This is a genomic window from Uliginosibacterium sangjuense (genome assembly GCF_059132465.1).
This window is the reverse complement of sequence record NZ_CP101132.1, coordinates 1,641,891-1,657,708: the sequence shown is the minus strand read 5'-3', so window position 1 is coordinate 1,657,708 and position 15,818 is coordinate 1,641,891. Positions and strand designations below refer to the sequence as shown.

The window sequence follows — 15,818 nt, the reverse complement described above, 5'->3', positions numbered from 1 at the left end:
AAAGCGTTCAATTATAATTGCAGGCTTCCTGCGGGTTAAGCCCTGAAGCCAAGCTCCGCGTCGGACCCACGAAAACACATGCCCGCCAAGAAAACCGAAGCCCCCCCGAGTTTCGAACAGACCCTCGCCGAACTCGAAAGAATCGTCGCAGCCATGGAATCCGGCAGTCTTCCGCTCGAAGAAGCTCTGGCCCAGTACCAACGCGGCGTGCTGCTGTTGAAGGAGTGCCGCGGCCGGCTGGAAGCCGCCGAGCAGCAGATCCGCATCCTCGAAGGCGACACGCTGAGCGATTTCGACCAAGGGCCACTGGGCCGCAATGAGGACGACAACACGCGATGAGCGAACCCAAGTTCCAGGACTGGATGGCCCACATCCAGCGTCGCACCGAAGCCGCGCTGGAAGCGCGCCTGCCCGCCGCCGGCCAGGCGCCGGAGCGCCTCCACGAAGCCATGCGCTACACCACGCTGGGGGGCGGCAAGCGGGTGCGTCCGCTGCTGGCGCATGCCGCCGGCGAGCTCGCCGGCGCCGATGCCGAGCGTGTCGATACCCTCGCCTGCGCCGTCGAGTGCATCCACGTCTACTCGCTGGTGCATGACGACATGCCCTGCATGGACGATGATGCCCTGCGCCGTGGCAAGCCCACCGTACACGTGCAGTACGACGAGGCGACCGCGCTGCTCGTCGGCGACGCACTGCAGACCCTGGCCTTCGAGCTGATCTGCGCGCCGGGCGTGTTCGACGACGCGACGCGCCAGTTGCAGGCCGCCGCCTGCCTGGCCCGCGCCGCAGGCTCGCGCGGCATGGCGGGCGGCCAGGCCATCGACCTCGCCTCGGTCGGCAAGCCGCTGACGCGCCCCGAGCTGGAGTTCATGCACATCCACAAGACCGGCGCGCTGATCCGCGCCGCCGTCATCATGGGCGCGCTGGCCGGCACGCTCGACGAAGCCCAGCGCGAACGCCTGGACCACTACGCCAAATGCATCGGCCTGCTGTTCCAGGTGGTCGACGACATCCTCGATGCCACCGCCGATACCGCCACCCTGGGCAAGACCGCGGGCAAGGATGCAGCACACGACAAGCCGACCTATGTGAGCATCCTGGGCCTGGCAGAATCGCGCGAGTTGGCGCACGAGCTCAGTCACGAGGCGCGTGCCACGCTGGCTCCCTTTGGCGCCGCTGCACAACGCCTCCTCGAAATCACCGACTACATCGTCAGCCGGCCCTTCTAATGGCTGCCACACCACATTCCGCCATGTCGTCCTATCCCCTGCTGGAAACGATCAACTCCCCCGCCGAGCTCAAACAACTGGAGCGCAAGCAACTCGATACCCTGGCCGATGAGCTGCGCGCCTTCCTCGTCGAATCCGTCTCGAAGACGGGGGGGCATCTGTCCTCTAATCTCGGCACCGTCGAGCTGACGATCGCGCTGCACTACGTGTTCAACACGCCGGACGACCGCATCGTGTGGGACGTGGGACATCAGACCTACGGCCACAAGATACTGACCGGGCGCCGCGAGGCCATGGCCGGCCTGCGCCAATTCGGCGGCATCTCGGGCTTTCCGCGCCGCTGCGAGAGCGGCTACGACACCTTCGGCACGGCGCATTCGTCGACCTCGATCTCGGCCGCGCTGGGCATGGCCGTGGCCGCCAAGCAGCGCGGCGAGGACCGCCGCGCGATCGCCGTCATCGGCGATGGCGCCATGTCTGCCGGCATGGCCTTCGAGGCCATGAACAACGCGGGCGTGATGGACGCCAATCTGCTGGTGATCCTGAATGACAACGAGATGTCGATCTCGCCGCCGGTGGGCGCGCTGACCAACATCCTGGCGCGCATGCTGTCGGGCAAGACCTACAACTTCGCCCGCCGCGCCGGCGAGAAAGTGCTGGGCGTCTCGCAAAGCATGCTGGAGCTGGCCAAGCGCGTGGAAGAACACGTCAAGGGCATGGTCACGCCGAGCACCCTATTCGAGGAGTTCGGCTTCAACTACATCGGCCCCATCGACGGCCACGACCTGGACGTGCTGGTGCCCACGCTGCAGAACCTCCGGCAACTCAAGGGCCCGCAGTTCCTCCACGTCGTCACCCGCAAAGGGCAAGGCTACAAACTGGCCGAAGCAGATCCCATCCTGTACCACGGCGTTGGCAAGTTCGATCAGAGCGCGGGCATCCAAGGCGGGAAATCCGGCGGCAAGCTGACCTACACCCAAGTGTTCAGCGACTGGTTGTGCGACATGGCCAAGGCCGACGAGCGCCTGGTCGCGATCACCCCGGCGATGCGTGAGGGCTCCGGCCTGGTGCGCTTCGAGCAGGAGTTTCCGGCGCGCTACTTTGACGTCGGCATCGCCGAGCAGCACGCCCTGACCTTTGCCGCCGGCCTGGCCTGCGAAGGCCTCAAGCCGGTGGTAGCCATCTACTCGACCTTCCTGCAGCGTGCCTACGATCAACTGATCCATGACATCGCGCTGCAAAACCTGCCGGTGATGCTGGCCATCGACCGTGGCGGTCTGGTCGGCGCCGACGGCGCCACGCACCATGGCGCCTTCGACCTGTCCTACCTGTTGTGCGTCCCCAGGCTGGTCATCATGACGCCGGCCGACGAAGCCGAATGCCGCCGCATGCTGAGCACCGCCTACAAACTGGACCAGCCCACGGCCGTCCGCTACCCGCGTGGCAGCGGCCTCGGCACAACACCGTCGCAGGCGCTCGACACCCTGCCGGTCGGCAAGGGCGAAATCCGCCGTCAGGGCAAGCGGGTCGCCCTGCTGGCCTTCGGCAGCCTGCTGCGCGAAGCCCTGCAGGTTGGCGAAGAGCTGGATGCGACCGTCGCCAATATGCGTTTCGTGAAACCGCTGGACGTCGAGTTGGTTCGCACGCTGGCGGACGGACACGAACTGCTGGTCACGCTGGAAGAAAATGCCGTCATCAGTGGCGCCGGCAGTGAAGTGCAGCGCGTGCTGGCCGAACAGGGTAGCCACACGCCCGTGCTGCGCCTGGGCCTGCCCGACCACTTCATCGACCATGGCGACCAGGCCCAGTTGCTGGCCCAGATCGGGCTCGATTGCGCCGGCATTCTGGCCAGCATCCGCCAGCGGCTTGATAGCACAGCGAAATCGCCCCAATAGTTGAGCATTTTGCTCAACTATATTAGAGTCGGTTCCTTCGGGCAGCCCCCAAGCCCATCTGCCCGCCCCCTGAGGAAGCATTACCCATGTCTCACACGACCACAGATCTGGCCACGATGCCGGACGTGCAAGGTTCCGAAGACCGTCGCCACATCGCGATCGACAAGGTCGGCATCAAGTCGATCCGCCATCCCGTGCGCGTCAAGGATCGCAGCGCCGGCATCCAGCACACCATCGCCACGTTCAACATGTATGTCGGCCTGCCCCACAACTTCAAGGGCACCCACATGTCGCGCTTCGTGGAAATCCTCAACAGCCACGACCGCGAAATCTCCGTCGAGTCCTTCGAGCCCATGCTGCGCCAGATGGTGCAACGCCTGGAAGCCGAGACCGGCCACATCGAGATGCGTTTCCCCTACTTCGTCAACAAGGCCGCACCCGTCTCCGGCGTGCAGAGCCTGCTCGACTACGAAGTCACCTTCATCGGCGAGATCAAAGCCGGCGGCAGCTACACGTTGAAGATGTCGGTCGTGGTACCGGTCACCAGCCTGTGCCCATGCTCCAAGAAGATCTCGGAGTACGGCGCGCACAACCAGCGCTCGCACGTCACCGTGACGGCCACCGTGAACAGCCACATCTGGCTCGAAGAAATCATCCAGATGGTCGAAGCCCAGGCCTCCTGCGAGCTGTACGGCCTGCTCAAACGCCCGGACGAGAAGTACGTGACCGAACGCGCCTACGACAACCCGAAGTTCGTCGAAGACATGGTGCGTGACGTGGCCGTGGCGCTGAACAACGAAGACCGCATTGATGCCTACGTGGTGGAATCCGAGAACTTCGAGTCGATCCACAACCACTCGGCCTATGCACTGATCGAGAACGACAAGCGCCGCCGCTGAGCTGGGCGTCACACCAAGCAAAAAGCCGCCTACAGGCGGCTTTTGTTTGTCTGCGCCGTCGTACCGGCAACAAAAAAGCCCGCCAAAGCGGGCTTTTCTGCGGAAGCGCTGGATATCAGCGCTTCGAGAACTGCTTACGACGACGGGCGCCGTGCAGACCGACCTTCTTACGCTCGACTTCACGCGCGTCACGCGTCACGAAGCCAGCCTTCTTCAGCGCACCCTTCAGGTTCGCATCGTAGTCGATCAGGGCACGGGTGATACCGTGACGCACCGCGCCGGCTTGGCCGGACTCGCCACCACCGGTCACGTTGACCATGATGTCGAAGCGGTTGACGTTCTCGGTCAGCTCCAGCGGCTGACGCACGATCATGCGGCCGGTTTCGCGCGAGAAGAATTGGTCCAGCGGCTTGCCGTTCACGACGATCTTGCCGGAGCCAGCCTTGATGAAAACACGGGCGATCGCAGTTTTGCGACGACCAGTACCGTAGTTGTATTGTCCGACGGGCATCATGCGCTCCTGGTTCAGATGTCGAGAGTCTTGGGTTGCTGCGCGCTGTGCGGGTGCTCGCCACCGGCGTAGCACTTCAGCTTCTTGAGCATGGCGTAGCCGAGCGGGCCCTTGGGCAGCATGCCCTTGACGGCCTTTTCCAGCACGCGCGCCGGGAAGCGCTGTTGCAGCTTGGTGAAGTTGGTTTCGTAGATACCGCCCGGGTAACCGGAGTGGCGGTAGTACTTCTTGTCCAGCGCCTTGGCGCCGGTCACACGCAGCTTCTCGACGTTGACGACGATGATGAAATCACCGGTATCAACGTGCGGGGTGTATTCAGGCTTGTGCTTGCCACGCAGGCGGTGAGCGATCTGGCTGGCCAGACGGCCGAGCACCTTGTCGCTGGCGTCAACCACGAACCAGTCACGCTTGACTTCGTGGGACTTGGCGGAAAACGTACCCATCATGAGTTCCTTCAGACTTAGTTTCTTGGAAACCTTGTTGTTGTGGCTTTGGTTACTGCGACCCCGAACCGTCATCAGCCGGAAGCCACCAAAGCAAAGAGCCCGCGACTCTATCCCGCGCCAAGCCCCGTGTCAAGCCGTGGGCACTCACTCCTGAGGAGCCGCGGCCGCTCTGCCCCGCGTGTTGATCACCGCCACCGCGCCCAGGATCAAGGCGGCAGAGATCGCTTCCGGCCAGCCCGGCTGCTCACCCAGCATGACGGCGCCGGCCAGGATGCCCACCAGCGGCGTGATCAGCGAAGAGAGCGAGGACACCGAGATCGGCACCAGCAGCACCAACTTGTTCCAGGCCCAGTAACCAAACATGAAACCGACCAGCACGTTGTAGATCAGACCCCAATTGACCGCCGCGCTGGGCCAGGCGGCGGGCAACCCATCGACCACGCAAGCAGCCGCCAGCAAGGGCAACCCACCCAGCAGCATCTGCCAGCCCGTCAGGACCACCGTGCTGACCGGAATCGCGAAGCGCTTCATCAGCACCATGCCCAGCGCCCAGCACCAGGCTGCGGCCACCATGAGGCCTATGCCTATCGGAGCCTGCGCCAGATGCAGGATGTTCTCGCCCATCAGCACCGCCACGCCGGCCAAGCCCAGCAGCAAGGCCAGGATGCGACGCCCGTCCAGGCGCTCATGCAGCAGCCAGACCGACAGGGGCACACACCATAGCGGCATGGTGTAGCCGAGCAGCGCGGCGCGGCCCGAAGGCAGGTTCATCACGCCGTAGGTAGCGAAGATGTTCCAGCCGATGATGTTGGTGACGACCAGCACCCACACCTGAGCCATGCGCCCTTGCGGGATTGCCAGCGTGTGCCCGGCCGCCCGCGCCAGCCCGAAGATGCCCAATCCACCGACCACCAGACACAGCCCCCGGAAGGTGAGCGGCGGCACCTCGGACAGCACCAGTTTCATGACAGGCCAGTTGATGCCCCAGCCAAGGGCCAGGCCGGCCAACAGCAACAGGCCGAGCGGAGAAAGACGTTGGGAGGGCATGCGAGGCACTACGTGAGGGCAAGCGGCGCAGTTTACCGTTTCGGCTCCCTTGTCGCGACGGGTACAATTGATGGTTTTTATCTTTCGGCCGACATGTCCGCCGGCCACCCCACCATCGTGACGCAGATCCAGACCGAGCTTGCGCGGCGACGCACCTTCGCCATCATTTCCCACCCGGATGCGGGTAAGACGACCCTGACCGAGAAGCTGCTGTGGTTCGGCGGCGCCATCCAGGTCGCCGGCGAAGTCCGCGCGCGCAAGGCGGCCCGCCACGCCACCTCCGACTGGATGGAGCTGGAAAAGCAGCGCGGCATCTCGGTGACCTCCTCGGTCATGCAGTTCCCCTACCGCGACGCCATCGTGAACCTGCTCGACACCCCGGGCCACGAGGACTTCTCGGAAGACACCTACCGCACACTCACCGCCGTCGATTCCGCCGTCATGGTCATCGACTCGGTCAACGGCGTGGAGTCGCGCACGATCCAGTTGCTGAACGTGTGCCGCATGCGCGACACACCCATCCTCACCTTCATCAACAAGCTAGACCGCGAAGGCAAGGAACCGATCAACCTGCTCGACGAGATCGAGTCGACGCTGGAGATGGAATGCGCGCCGATGACCTGGCCGATCGGCATGGGCAAGCGCTTCCGTGGCGTGTACCACCTCTACAACGACACCATTTCCTTCTTCGACCCGCATGCCGAGAAAGGCACCTCGGAAGTCATCGAGGGCCTCAACAACCCGCGCCTGGACGAGCTCATCGCCGAGCAGGCCGAGGAACTGCGCATGGAAGTCGAGCTGGTGCGCGGCGCCTCGCACACCTTCGACAAGACCAAGTACCTCGCCGGCAAGCAGACACCGGTGTTCTTCGGCTCCGGGGTGAACAACTTCGGCGTGCAATCGGTGCTGGATGCGCTGGTCGACTACGCCCCACCGCCGCTGGCGCGCGCCGCCGAGAGCCGCGAGGTGCAGCCCGAGGAAGCCAAGTTCTCCGGCTTCGTGTTCAAGATCCAGGCCAACATGGACCCCAAGCACCGCGACCGCATCGCCTTCATGCGCGTGTGCTCTGGCCGCTTCGAGCGCGGCATGAAGATCAAGCAGGTGTCGCAGGGCAAGACGTTGGCCGTCAACAACGCCATCACCTTCATGGCGCAGGACCGCAACACCACCGATGAAGCCTTCCCCGGCGACATCATCGGCATCCCGAACCACGGCAGCATCCGTCTCGGCGACACCTTCACCGAAGGCGAAGACCTCAAGTTCACCGGCATCCCCTCCTTCGCGCCGGATCTGTTCCGCCGCGCGCAGATCAAGAACCCGCTGAAGATGAAACAGCTGCAGAAGGGCCTGCAACAGCTCGCTGAGGAAGGCGCCACCCAGCTCTTCAAGCCATTGGCATCGAACGACCTGATCCTGGGCGCCGTCGGCGTGCTGCAGTTCGACGTGGTGGCCTACCGCCTCGAAGCCGAGTACGGCGTCGAATGCGTGTTCGAGCCCTGCGCCTGGGCCACCGCGCGCTGGCTGCGCGGCAAGGACGAAGACATCAAGGCCCTGCTCGACAAGGCCCCCGGTAACATGGCGCTGGATGGCGCCGGCGACTACGTCTACCTCGCGCCGAACCGCGTGAACCTGCAGATGTCGCAGGAACGCCACCCCAACGTAACCTTCCTCGAAACCCGCGAAATCTACTAAGAAGCCGTAACAAAATGGTTCTGGCGTTGTTGCGCCTCCTTGCCGTACTACCTGTACTGTCTTCGTCGGCGCGCCTAGCCAGAACCGTTACGCTTCGCTTCACTCCATTTTGTTACGGCTTCTAATTACGCGAAGACCGCATGCCATCACACCGAGACACCGCCATGAAGATTGCAAAAGACACCGCCGTCACCGTCACGCTGAAGGTCAGCGACGACAAGGGCATGCTGATCGACCCGGGCAAGGCCCCCATGTCTTACCTGCATGGCGGCTATGACAACATCTTCCCCAAGATCGAAGCCGCACTGGAAGGCCAGGAAAAAGGCTTCCAGATCACCCTGGATTTGAGCGTGGATGAAGCCTTCGGTCCGCGCGACGAAGCGCTGGTGACCGAGATGCCCAAGGCCGAATTCCCGCCCGGCGTGAAGGTCGGCGGCCAGATCGAACGCCTTGGCCCCGACGGCCTGCCGCGCCACTACTTCGTCACCAAGATCAAGGGCCCGGTCGTGCTGCTCGACGGCAACCACCCGCTGGCCGGCAAAGGACTGCGAATCACCGCCAAGGTACTCGACGTGCGCACCGCCACGGCGGAAGAAATCGCCCACCAGCACGTGCATGGTGAGCATGGGCATCACCACTGAGTGGAATGGCCTGCGGCTTTGCGCCGCGTGAAAGCAAAACGCCTCGGCTGTGCCAGGGCTTTATGCTTTGCTGTAATCCGGAAGCAGCGAAGCAGAATCCAGGAACACACGGCCAAACAAGACCCCGGAACCTCCATCGCAACCGAGCTATTTGCAGCCATCACTGCTTACTGACCCCAACTAATCACCTCGAGTGCCCCCCGGTCGCCCTCATGGAGAGTAGTTAAAGTACTCACCAGCACGTTTGCGCGTGCACGAGGTCCAAGACGATACTCTCTATCCCAACCATTGATTTCACGCACATAGATCGTGTTTGCGAGATCATGAAAATGGCTAGCTCGGCTCCTGATGAAGTCATCACCCACAGCCTCTGCTAACAACACATAACGTTTAGCAGCGTCAGCGTAGCCCCTTGGTATCGGCAAATTTACTAGCTCATAGAGCGACCTTAACTCTGCAAAAGGGATACGCCTGAGCAATTCGACAGTTGGCATCTGTGGCCCCCACACAGCCACATCAATTGTACACAGCTCTTGAATATAGCCTTGCTCAACAGATGTAAATTTATTCCATTGGTATGAAGAAGGGGGTTGAGCTAGATACCAACGCCCTGCTTCAGGGGAGATTTTAGCCATAACATCTGCCAACTCATCGCTGCGCTCCAAGAAACCACGTAGGCCAAAGTATTCGCCAACAAAGTCTCTGGGTAGCCAAGGTTTCTGACACTCGGCCAGATAGCAATCCAATTGAGGCCAACAAATGCCACATCTGAATGCCTCGGTAATTGAGAGCCAGCGAGAAGAAGACGATCCGAAGAGAAAGTCATCGAGGCTCTGTTTGAAGTATGAGATCCCGTCTTCGTAACGGGCCTGTAAGTAAATCCTCTGGCCCCCAATTTGCAGTTCAAATGGCTTCAACCTCGGCCTCCTCGGCGGCGGCAGAACACTTTTTGTCGCTAAAGGGTGCTCTAAGTCGCGGGATTCGACCGTTTTAACAAAGCTCTGGCGCGACGGCCAACTGGTCGGCCACGCCTCATACATCAGCACACTCGGAGTTGCTGGCCAAGGTACTGTGTGCTTATCGGCTGTAAAGCGAACAGCGACATCAAGCACGCTCTTGACGGTCCGATCAATGTTATCTAAGGCTGAGGCGTACTCTTCAAGACGTTCAGGCAACTCTCTGTAGTAACGCTCAAGTTTGTCAATCTCCTTGGATAGACGAGTTTGAACGAGATACGAATCTAAGTCACACCCTGGGTAATTCTTGGCCGCCATATCAGGTAGGCCAGTTTCCCATTGCCGTACAACGGCCTCCTGGCAAGGAATGCTAGCAACCCTATGCTCAACCGCTTCTCGAGCCATTAGTGCAAGCGCATATGCCTTCTCAAGCCAAGCGGCGAAGGGCTTGGGAATACGGCTAGGTAGTTCCATACGTAACTTCCAAGGAAGCTGGTTTCGAGACAACACTGAGATCGCGACTTATGTCACCGTTCATCTTGTAAAAACATGTCGTACAGCCCGAACACTACCGCGCCCCCCGGATGGTCGTCGGGCGAAACACGCATCGGCTCCACCAAATCTATCGCTCGGAGCCTGAAGCCACTTGGCTGCGGCCGGCGGTACCTCCATCGGAGCCCAACCCTACAAACCGGCCCCTCAACGAATGCGCCCCAGCCGCCCCGCCAGCGCCTCAAAATACGCGGGAAAGTCCTGGATGTCGTTGTGCCCGGCTTCAGGCAGCACAACCAGCTCCGCATCCGGCCGCTGCGCCTTCAAGGCTTCGGCGTGGCTCAGGCGCACGAGGTCGTCGCGGGCGCCGTGCACCATGAACACAGGGGTCTTCGTCGCGCGCAGCCAGTCTTCACTGCGCATCGGATAGCGCGTGATCTGCGGCGGTACCCAGGGGAAGTGTTCGCGGCCCAGTTGCACGAAGCTGGTGAAGGGCGACACCAGCACCAGCAAGGCAGCGTCGACCTGTGTGGCCAGCTTCGTCGCCAGGCCCGAGCCCAACGAGCGGCCGTAAATGACGATGGGCTTGCCGGCGTATTCGGGCGCCACGCTGTGCCAGGCGGCCAGCACGTCGGCATGCAGTTGCGCTTCGCTGGCGATCTGCCCCGTGCTCTTGCCGAAGCCACGGTAGTCGAGCATGAACAGGTCGTAGCCGACGCGCTGGTAGAGGTCAGTTGAAGGCAACCATATGTCGAGGTTTCCGGCGTTGCCGTGCAGGAAGAAGATCAGCCCCTTCGCATCCGCTTGCTTGAAGTGCAGCGCGGAAAGTGTCGCACCGGGCACGGCAATCTGCCGCTCGACCACGCCGGGTTTGTTGAACTGGAAATCCTCCGGCAGCTTGATCGGGTAGAACAGCAACTTCTCCTGCCGCGCGATCATGATGCCAACCAGCGCGACATAGCAGAGGGAGAGGACGAGCAGGATCAGCAGAATGGTTCGCATGTGTCTCAAGCGTGGCTAAGCGTCAGGAAGCAGGCCCCTACTCGGCGGGAGCAGACGGCGCGGCAGGCGTGGAAGCGGCCTCGTCGGCCGGCGGATTGGATGGCACGACGATGCGCAGCGCATCCGGCGGCAAGTCCTTGTCGCGCAAGATCAGCAGCGCCGCACTCCCTTGCAGCGCGGGCTGCGCACGCAGGCGCTCGGCCCAGGCGCGTAGCGCCGGTAGATCGGGCTGCGCCGCGTAGAGTGCCCAGGTCAGGCCCTTGTCACGTACAGGCAGGCGCGCTGCGATGACGACGGGATCGTCGGCCAGCGTCACGCGCAGGTTTTCGGTCACAGGCGCGGACAATTTCGCAGCAATCGGTGCGCGCGCCGGCGCGGCTGGCGCAGCCGTGCCCGGAGGTATCGCCTCATGGGATTCGCGCGCGCGCTCACTGACAACAGGCGCCGGTGCCGCTGCGGGGGCCGGAGCCGGCGCGGCAGCCATGCTGCGACGTTCGAGCAAGGCCGATGCGGCAGGCGCAGCGGCGACAGCGGGCGGCGGTGCGTCCGCTGCACTGCGCGCGAGTTCGCTCGACGCTGGCGCGGAAGGTAGCGCCTTGGCAAGCTTCGCGTCCGCCGTGTCTACGGGCTTCGGCTCTGCCGGAGGGCGCGCATCCTGCATGGCAATGGCAGGCGCAGCGGCCCCCACGGTGCTGGACGGCGCGGCTTCGGCTTGCGACTGAGCCGGCTTGCGCGCCTGCACCGAGGCAGCATCTGCCTTGGGAGAAGCGTGCCTGGCAGCGGGTGCGGCTGCGGGCGCTTGCGGCGCCGTCGCGACCTGGGGAGCGGACGGAGCCGGCTGAGCTGCGCCTTCGAATGCTTCCTGCATGGCAAGTTCGGTGCTCGGCACATTGCCCGGCAGGAAAAGCTGCGTCATCACCGCGGCCACCAGCGCCGCACTGGCGGCCAGGCCCAGCCCCTTCCAGTGCAGGAAAGCCCAGGGCCGGCGCGGCTGCGCTTTGCTCTCCGGTGGTGGCACGGCCTGCTCTTGCGCGCGGCGCGCCAGCCAGGCGGCTGTCTCGGCACGCACATCCACACCCAGCGCTTCGGCCGGCGATCTGCCTTGGGCGATCTCGCCCAGCAAGGCCTCACGACGCGTGGCCTGTGCCGCGTCCACACTGGCCGCAAGCTGGCGGAAATTGGCTTCCAGGCTGGGCGGTGGCGCGAAGCCGAAATCTGTGACGGCGGGCGCGGCAGCCGTACGGCCCTGCTCCGCGGCGAGCTGCGCCGCGCGCGCAGCCGCCATGAAAGCCTGTTCCAGCGAAGCCGGCGGCGTGTAGGCTGGCAAGGCCCGCAGCAAGGCGACGAGGCGATCTTCGCCTTGCAGGAAAGACTGGAAGCTGTCGTGCTGGGAGCTATCGTCGCGCGTGCTCATGCCGACGACTCCAGCTCGCGCCGCAAGCGTGCGAAGGCGTAGCGCAGGCGGCTCTTCACCGTCTCGAAGCCCTCGCCCAACGTATGTGCGACCTCTTCCAGGCTCATGTCACTGAAGAAGCGCAACACCACCACTTCGCGCTGCGTGGCCGGCAATGCCATCAAGGCCTTGTGCACCTGATCGAGATTCTGGCGCAGCGCCTGTTCCGCTTCTGGCGTGAGGTCTTCGCTGGGGACTTCCAGGTGCGCCTCGTCCAGGGCCTCGCGCTGCGTCTCGGCTGCCGAGCGGCGCAGGTCCAGCCACAGGTTGCGCGCGATCTGGAAGAGATAGGTGCGGAACGCGGCGGTCGGCGCGTAGTCGGCGCAGCGGGTCATGAGCTTCTCCCAGGTGCGCTGCGTGATGTCCTCCGCCTCGGCCAGGTTGCCCTGGCACTGCCAGGCCACGAAGTTGTAGAGCGCCCGGTTGTGGCGGCGGAAGAGCTCGGTGGCGGGCTGCTCGACGATGCCGCGCGCCACCAGGAGCATCAGCTCTTCATCGGGCAGCGAAGCAAGGTCGGGGGTCAGCGTCGTCGGCATGCGGCGAGTATAGACCGGCACGACTCAGCGTTCGGTTCGCGGCGCAAGGGGTTTCGCAGCATGTCGATAAAGGCCTGAAAGACACTGGATTCCTGCCTGCGCAGGAATGACGGAATATGGACGCACCCCATCTCTCCGCCCATCGTCGCCCCTGCGAAGGCAGTCGCGTAGCCCGGATGCAGGCCGCAGGCAGGAATCCGGGGCTGTGCATCCCGGATTCCGCTGCGCGCCATCCAGGCTACAGCTTCGGCTGCGCGCCCAATGTCTGCGCAAGGTCGACCAGTCGCAGGAACTCGCCGCGATACCCGAAACGATCGCGGCCGACGTTCTCGGCCGCCAGGCTGCGCGCTTCGGCGTAGCCCCAGTCGCCGCAGTACTTACCCCCGCGCAACACCTGGCCGAAGCCCGCCACGGCGGTGGCGAAACGGAACTCGCTGCTGACCTGGGCGAGCGGCTTGATGGCCTCGCGTTGCAGGGCGATCTCGATCAGCTCGCTCTTGTCGCCGGCGGGCTGCTTGTAGCGCAAACGCAGGTGGCCGAGCTCTTTGCTCAGCACCGCATTGGCATTCGTCGGTGCGGCATAGCGCAGCGGCTCGACGCTGCCCTTGGCCTCGGCCAGTGTCAGCTCGTACAGCGCGGTCACGGTGTGGCCGGCGCCGATGTCGCCGGCATCCACCTTGTCGTTGTTGAAATCCTCGCGATTGAGCTGACGGTTCTCGTAGCCGATCTGGCGGTATTCCTTCACCACGGCCGGGTTGAACTCGATCTGCACCTTCACGTCCTTGGCGATGGTCGCCAATGTGGATGTCATCTCATTGACCAGAACCTTGTGGCCTTCCATCAGGCTGTCGATGTAGGAATATGCGCCATCGCCCACATCGGCGACCTGCTCCATCATCGCTTCGTTGTAGTTGCCGGTACCGAAGCCCAGCGTCGACAGCGAGATGCCGCTCTTGCGCTTCTCCTCCACGAGGCTCTTCAACTGGCGGGTGTCGCTGATGCCCACGTTGAAATCGCCATCGGTGGCCAGTAGGATGCGGTTGATGCCGCCCTTGATGAAGCTCTGCTGCGCGGCAGAGTACGCGAGCTGGATGCCGGAGGCGCCGGCTGTGCTGCCCCCCGCGCGCAGCGCATCGATGGCGGCGGTGATCGTGGCTTTCTCACTGCCGGCCGTAGGCGGCAGCACGACCTGGGTACCGGACGCATAGGTGACCAGCGAGATGCGGTCCTGTGCGCGCATCTCCTTGACCAGCAGCTTGAGCGAGGACTTCAGCAACGGCAGCTTGTCCGCGCTTTCCATCGAGCCCGAGACGTCGACGAGGAACACGAGGTTGGCTGGCGGCAGGCTTTCCTTGGCGACGTCCATGCCCTTGATGCCGACGCGCAGCAGTACCCGCTCGGCATTCCACGGCGCGGGGGCCAGCTCGGTGTGCACCGCGAAAGGCCGGCCGTCACGCGGCTGGGCGTAGTCGTAAGGGAAATAGTTGATCAGTTCCTCCACGCGCACCGCGTCACTGGGCGGCAAAGTCCCGGCGTTGAGCAGACGGCGCACATTGCTGTAGCTGCCGGTATCCACATCGACCGAGAAGGTCGACACCGGAGCCTCGGCCACCAGCTTGATCGGGTTGTCGGTGATCTGGCCGTAACGCTCGCGGTTCTCGGGCTGCGGCATGACCATGGGTGCGGGCATGGTCACGTAAGGCATGGCCGCCACCGATTCGCGGGCCAGCTTCATGGCCGGTTGGGCGCGACGATCTTCCATGACGACACGGCTGTCGGCAGGGGCTGGCGCGGCGGGTGGTGTCACCTGGGCCACCGCACCCGCTTGCGTCGTGACATCGGCCGACTTCGCCAGCGTCGTCTGCCCGGCCGGGTCGGCCGTGCTTTGCTGTGCGTCCTGGGGCGTGCCGGCGCAGGCGGCCAGCAGGCTCAGGATGAGGACAGTACAGACCGGGCTGGCATGTTTGGGCGTGTTCATGTTTCAGGCTCCTGGGTTGAAGGGTGTGAACCTGAAACGGGGCACAAACGGAATCGGGGTTAAGTCAGTAAAAATATTCTTCAGCACTTGCTCGCCCGGAAGTCCGCTTCACCGCCTCTGCGCCACGGCTTAGCCTGCGCCTGGGTTTCCATCGAAAGCCTCCCATGCGCGCGCTGCTGACTGCCCTGCTCTCACTGCTCATCGCCACCGCCAGCTTCGCCTCCCGGGCTGCGGTGCCGGACATTCTGCTGGCCAATGTGTATCGCGACGGCCTCTCGCCGCAGGCGTACTGGGTCAGCGAGAAACTGGATGGGGTGCGCGGCATCTGGGATGGCAAGGTGCTGCGCTCGCGTGCCGGCAACCCGATCCCCGCACCTGCATGGTTCACGGCCGGCCTGCCACCCGAAGCCCTGGACGGCGAGCTGTGGATCGGCCGGGGCCGCTTCGACGAGGTGTCGGCCATCGTGCGCCGCACCGAGCCGGTGGATGCGGAGTGGCGGCAGGTGCGCTACATGCTGTTCGAGTTGCCCGGCGGCAGCGGCGACTTCAGCGCGCGCATCACCCAGATGCAGGCTGTGGTGAAGCGCACGGGCACGCCCTGGCTGCAGGTCATCGAACAGGTTCGTGTGGCCGATGCAGCCACGCTCAAGCGCAAGCTGGCAGAGGTGGTGAAAGCGGGGGGCGAAGGCCTGATGCTGCATCTGGCCGATGCCCCGTACCAGACTGGCCGCAGCGATGTGCTGCTGAAACTGAAACCCTACCTGGATACCGAGGCCAGAGTGGTCGGCCATGTACCCGGTCAGGGCAAGTACGCCGGGCAGACCGGCGCATTGCTGATGGAGATGCCGGATGGCAAGCGCTTCAAACTGGGCAGTGGACTGACGGATGCGCTACGCGCCAAACCGCCCCCGATCGGCAGCCTGGTGACCTACCGCTACCGCGACCTCACCCCAAATGGTCTGCCGCGTTTCGCCAACTTCCTGCGGGTGAGGGAACCTTGAAGTTAGGGTGGGTTCGACGCATAGCGGCAACCCACCAGCA

15 protein-coding genes are annotated in these 15,818 nt (G+C 63.7%); 7 read left to right on the top strand and 8 right to left on the bottom strand.

The genetic code is table 11. The features are described from left to right. Positions 1–78 precede the first annotated feature (78 nt). The 4 genes from NMB43_RS07510 to folE2 all read left to right on the top strand — a co-directional run bounded on the left by NMB43_RS07510 (position 79) and on the right by folE2 (position 4,023). Positions 79–339, top strand: a complete 261-nt coding sequence (locus NMB43_RS07510; protein ID WP_494351531.1) for an exodeoxyribonuclease VII small subunit — start codon at positions 79–81, stop codon at positions 337–339. Then, positions 336–1,229, top strand: coding sequence for a polyprenyl synthetase family protein (locus NMB43_RS07505; protein ID WP_494351530.1), 894 nt, complete (start codon positions 336–338; stop codon positions 1,227–1,229). Before NMB43_RS07510 ends, NMB43_RS07505 begins: the two co-directional genes overlap by 4 nt. Before the next feature lie 23 nt (positions 1,230–1,252). Further along, positions 1,253–3,124: a 1-deoxy-D-xylulose-5-phosphate synthase gene (gene dxs / locus NMB43_RS07500; protein WP_494351529.1), complete on the top strand. Its 1,872-nt coding sequence runs from the start codon at positions 1,253–1,255 to the stop codon at positions 3,122–3,124. An 86-nt stretch (positions 3,125–3,210) separates the two neighbouring features. Beyond that, positions 3,211–4,023 carry a GTP cyclohydrolase FolE2 gene (gene folE2 / locus NMB43_RS07495; RefSeq protein WP_494351528.1) on the top strand — a complete coding sequence of 271 codons (813 nt, stop codon included), beginning with the start codon at positions 3,211–3,213 and terminating at the stop codon, positions 4,021–4,023. 115 nt (positions 4,024–4,138) lie between these two features. Here folE2 and rpsI read toward each other — a convergent pair whose 3' ends face one another. The 3 genes from rpsI to NMB43_RS07480 all read right to left on the bottom strand — a co-directional run bounded on the left by rpsI (position 4,139) and on the right by NMB43_RS07480 (position 6,027). Then, on the bottom strand, positions 4,139–4,534 hold the full coding sequence (gene rpsI, locus NMB43_RS07490) for a 30S ribosomal protein S9 (RefSeq protein WP_494351527.1): 396 nt from the start codon (positions 4,532–4,534) through the stop codon (positions 4,139–4,141). 14 nt (positions 4,535–4,548) lie between these two features. After that, the gene (rplM, locus tag NMB43_RS07485; protein ID WP_494351526.1) at positions 4,549–4,977 is read right to left on the bottom strand and encodes a 50S ribosomal protein L13; all 429 of its coding nucleotides are present in this window, start codon (positions 4,975–4,977) and stop codon (positions 4,549–4,551) included. 147 nt (positions 4,978–5,124) lie between these two features. Continuing rightward, complete coding sequence (locus tag NMB43_RS07480) at positions 5,125–6,027, bottom strand: DMT family transporter (RefSeq protein WP_494351525.1); 903 nt, start codon at positions 6,025–6,027, stop codon at positions 5,125–5,127. Positions 6,028–6,120: 93 nt separating this feature from the next. Here NMB43_RS07480 and NMB43_RS07475 point away from each other — a divergent pair, with 93 nt between their 5' ends. After that, positions 6,121–7,719 carry a peptide chain release factor 3 gene (locus tag NMB43_RS07475; RefSeq protein WP_494351524.1) on the top strand — a complete coding sequence of 533 codons (1,599 nt, stop codon included), beginning with the start codon at positions 6,121–6,123 and terminating at the stop codon, positions 7,717–7,719. A 164-nt stretch (positions 7,720–7,883) separates the two neighbouring features. After that, entirely contained in the window at positions 7,884–8,360 is a 477-nt protein-coding gene (locus NMB43_RS07470; RefSeq protein ID WP_494351523.1) for an FKBP-type peptidyl-prolyl cis-trans isomerase, read from the top strand. A gap of 167 nt (positions 8,361–8,527) precedes the next feature. On the opposite strand, the gene NMB43_RS07465 is transcribed toward NMB43_RS07470, so the two are convergent. From NMB43_RS07465 to NMB43_RS07445, 5 genes are all read right to left on the bottom strand, one after another. Continuing rightward, complete coding sequence (locus NMB43_RS07465; RefSeq protein WP_494351522.1) at positions 8,528–9,790, bottom strand: hypothetical protein; 1,263 nt, start codon at positions 9,788–9,790, stop codon at positions 8,528–8,530. Positions 9,791–10,015: 225 nt separating this feature from the next. Next, the gene (locus tag NMB43_RS07460; RefSeq protein WP_494351521.1) at positions 10,016–10,810 is read right to left on the bottom strand and encodes an alpha/beta hydrolase; all 795 of its coding nucleotides are present in this window, start codon (positions 10,808–10,810) and stop codon (positions 10,016–10,018) included. 37 nt (positions 10,811–10,847) lie between these two features. Next, positions 10,848–12,224: a hypothetical protein gene (locus NMB43_RS07455; protein WP_494351520.1), complete on the bottom strand. Its 1,377-nt coding sequence runs from the start codon at positions 12,222–12,224 to the stop codon at positions 10,848–10,850. Beyond that, positions 12,221–12,820, bottom strand: a complete 600-nt coding sequence (locus NMB43_RS07450; protein WP_494351519.1) for an RNA polymerase sigma factor — start codon at positions 12,818–12,820, stop codon at positions 12,221–12,223. Before NMB43_RS07450 ends, NMB43_RS07455 begins: the two co-directional genes overlap by 4 nt. Positions 12,821–13,037: 217 nt before the next feature. After that, the gene (locus NMB43_RS07445; protein WP_494351518.1) at positions 13,038–14,777 is read right to left on the bottom strand and encodes a vWA domain-containing protein; all 1,740 of its coding nucleotides are present in this window, start codon (positions 14,775–14,777) and stop codon (positions 13,038–13,040) included. A 164-nt stretch (positions 14,778–14,941) separates the two neighbouring features. On the opposite strand from NMB43_RS07445, the gene NMB43_RS07440 reads away from it, so the two are divergent. Continuing rightward, positions 14,942–15,778, top strand: a complete 837-nt coding sequence (locus tag NMB43_RS07440; RefSeq protein WP_494351517.1) for a DNA ligase — start codon at positions 14,942–14,944, stop codon at positions 15,776–15,778. The last annotated feature ends 40 nt before the right edge of the window (positions 15,779–15,818 follow it).

Bases quoted from the DNA above. Each gene is read 5' to 3' on its own strand.
- NMB43_RS07465 (WP_494351522.1), bottom strand. From the start codon at position 9,790: ATGGAACTACCTAGCCGTATTCCCAAGCCCTTCGCCGCTTGGCTTGAG.
- NMB43_RS07445 (WP_494351518.1), bottom strand. From the start codon at position 14,777: ATGAACACGCCCAAACATGCCAGCCCGGTCTGTACTGTCCTCATCCTG.
- NMB43_RS07440 (WP_494351517.1), top strand. From the start codon at position 14,942: ATGCGCGCGCTGCTGACTGCCCTGCTCTCACTGCTCATCGCCACCGCC.
- NMB43_RS07510 (WP_494351531.1), top strand. From the start codon at position 79: ATGCCCGCCAAGAAAACCGAAGCCCCCCCGAGTTTCGAACAGACCCTC.
- NMB43_RS07475 (WP_494351524.1), top strand. From the start codon at position 6,121: ATGTCCGCCGGCCACCCCACCATCGTGACGCAGATCCAGACCGAGCTT.
- folE2 (WP_494351528.1), top strand. From the start codon at position 3,211: ATGTCTCACACGACCACAGATCTGGCCACGATGCCGGACGTGCAAGGT.
- NMB43_RS07505 (WP_494351530.1), top strand. From the start codon at position 336: ATGAGCGAACCCAAGTTCCAGGACTGGATGGCCCACATCCAGCGTCGC.
- NMB43_RS07470 (WP_494351523.1), top strand. From the start codon at position 7,884: ATGAAGATTGCAAAAGACACCGCCGTCACCGTCACGCTGAAGGTCAGC.
- NMB43_RS07455 (WP_494351520.1), bottom strand. From the start codon at position 12,224: ATGAGCACGCGCGACGATAGCTCCCAGCACGACAGCTTCCAGTCTTTC.
- NMB43_RS07480 (WP_494351525.1), bottom strand. From the start codon at position 6,027: ATGCCCTCCCAACGTCTTTCTCCGCTCGGCCTGTTGCTGTTGGCCGGC.
- dxs (WP_494351529.1), top strand. From the start codon at position 1,253: ATGTCGTCCTATCCCCTGCTGGAAACGATCAACTCCCCCGCCGAGCTC.
- rpsI (WP_494351527.1), bottom strand. From the start codon at position 4,534: ATGCCCGTCGGACAATACAACTACGGTACTGGTCGTCGCAAAACTGCG.
- NMB43_RS07460 (WP_494351521.1), bottom strand. From the start codon at position 10,810: ATGCGAACCATTCTGCTGATCCTGCTCGTCCTCTCCCTCTGCTATGTC.
- rplM (WP_494351526.1), bottom strand. From the start codon at position 4,977: ATGGGTACGTTTTCCGCCAAGTCCCACGAAGTCAAGCGTGACTGGTTC.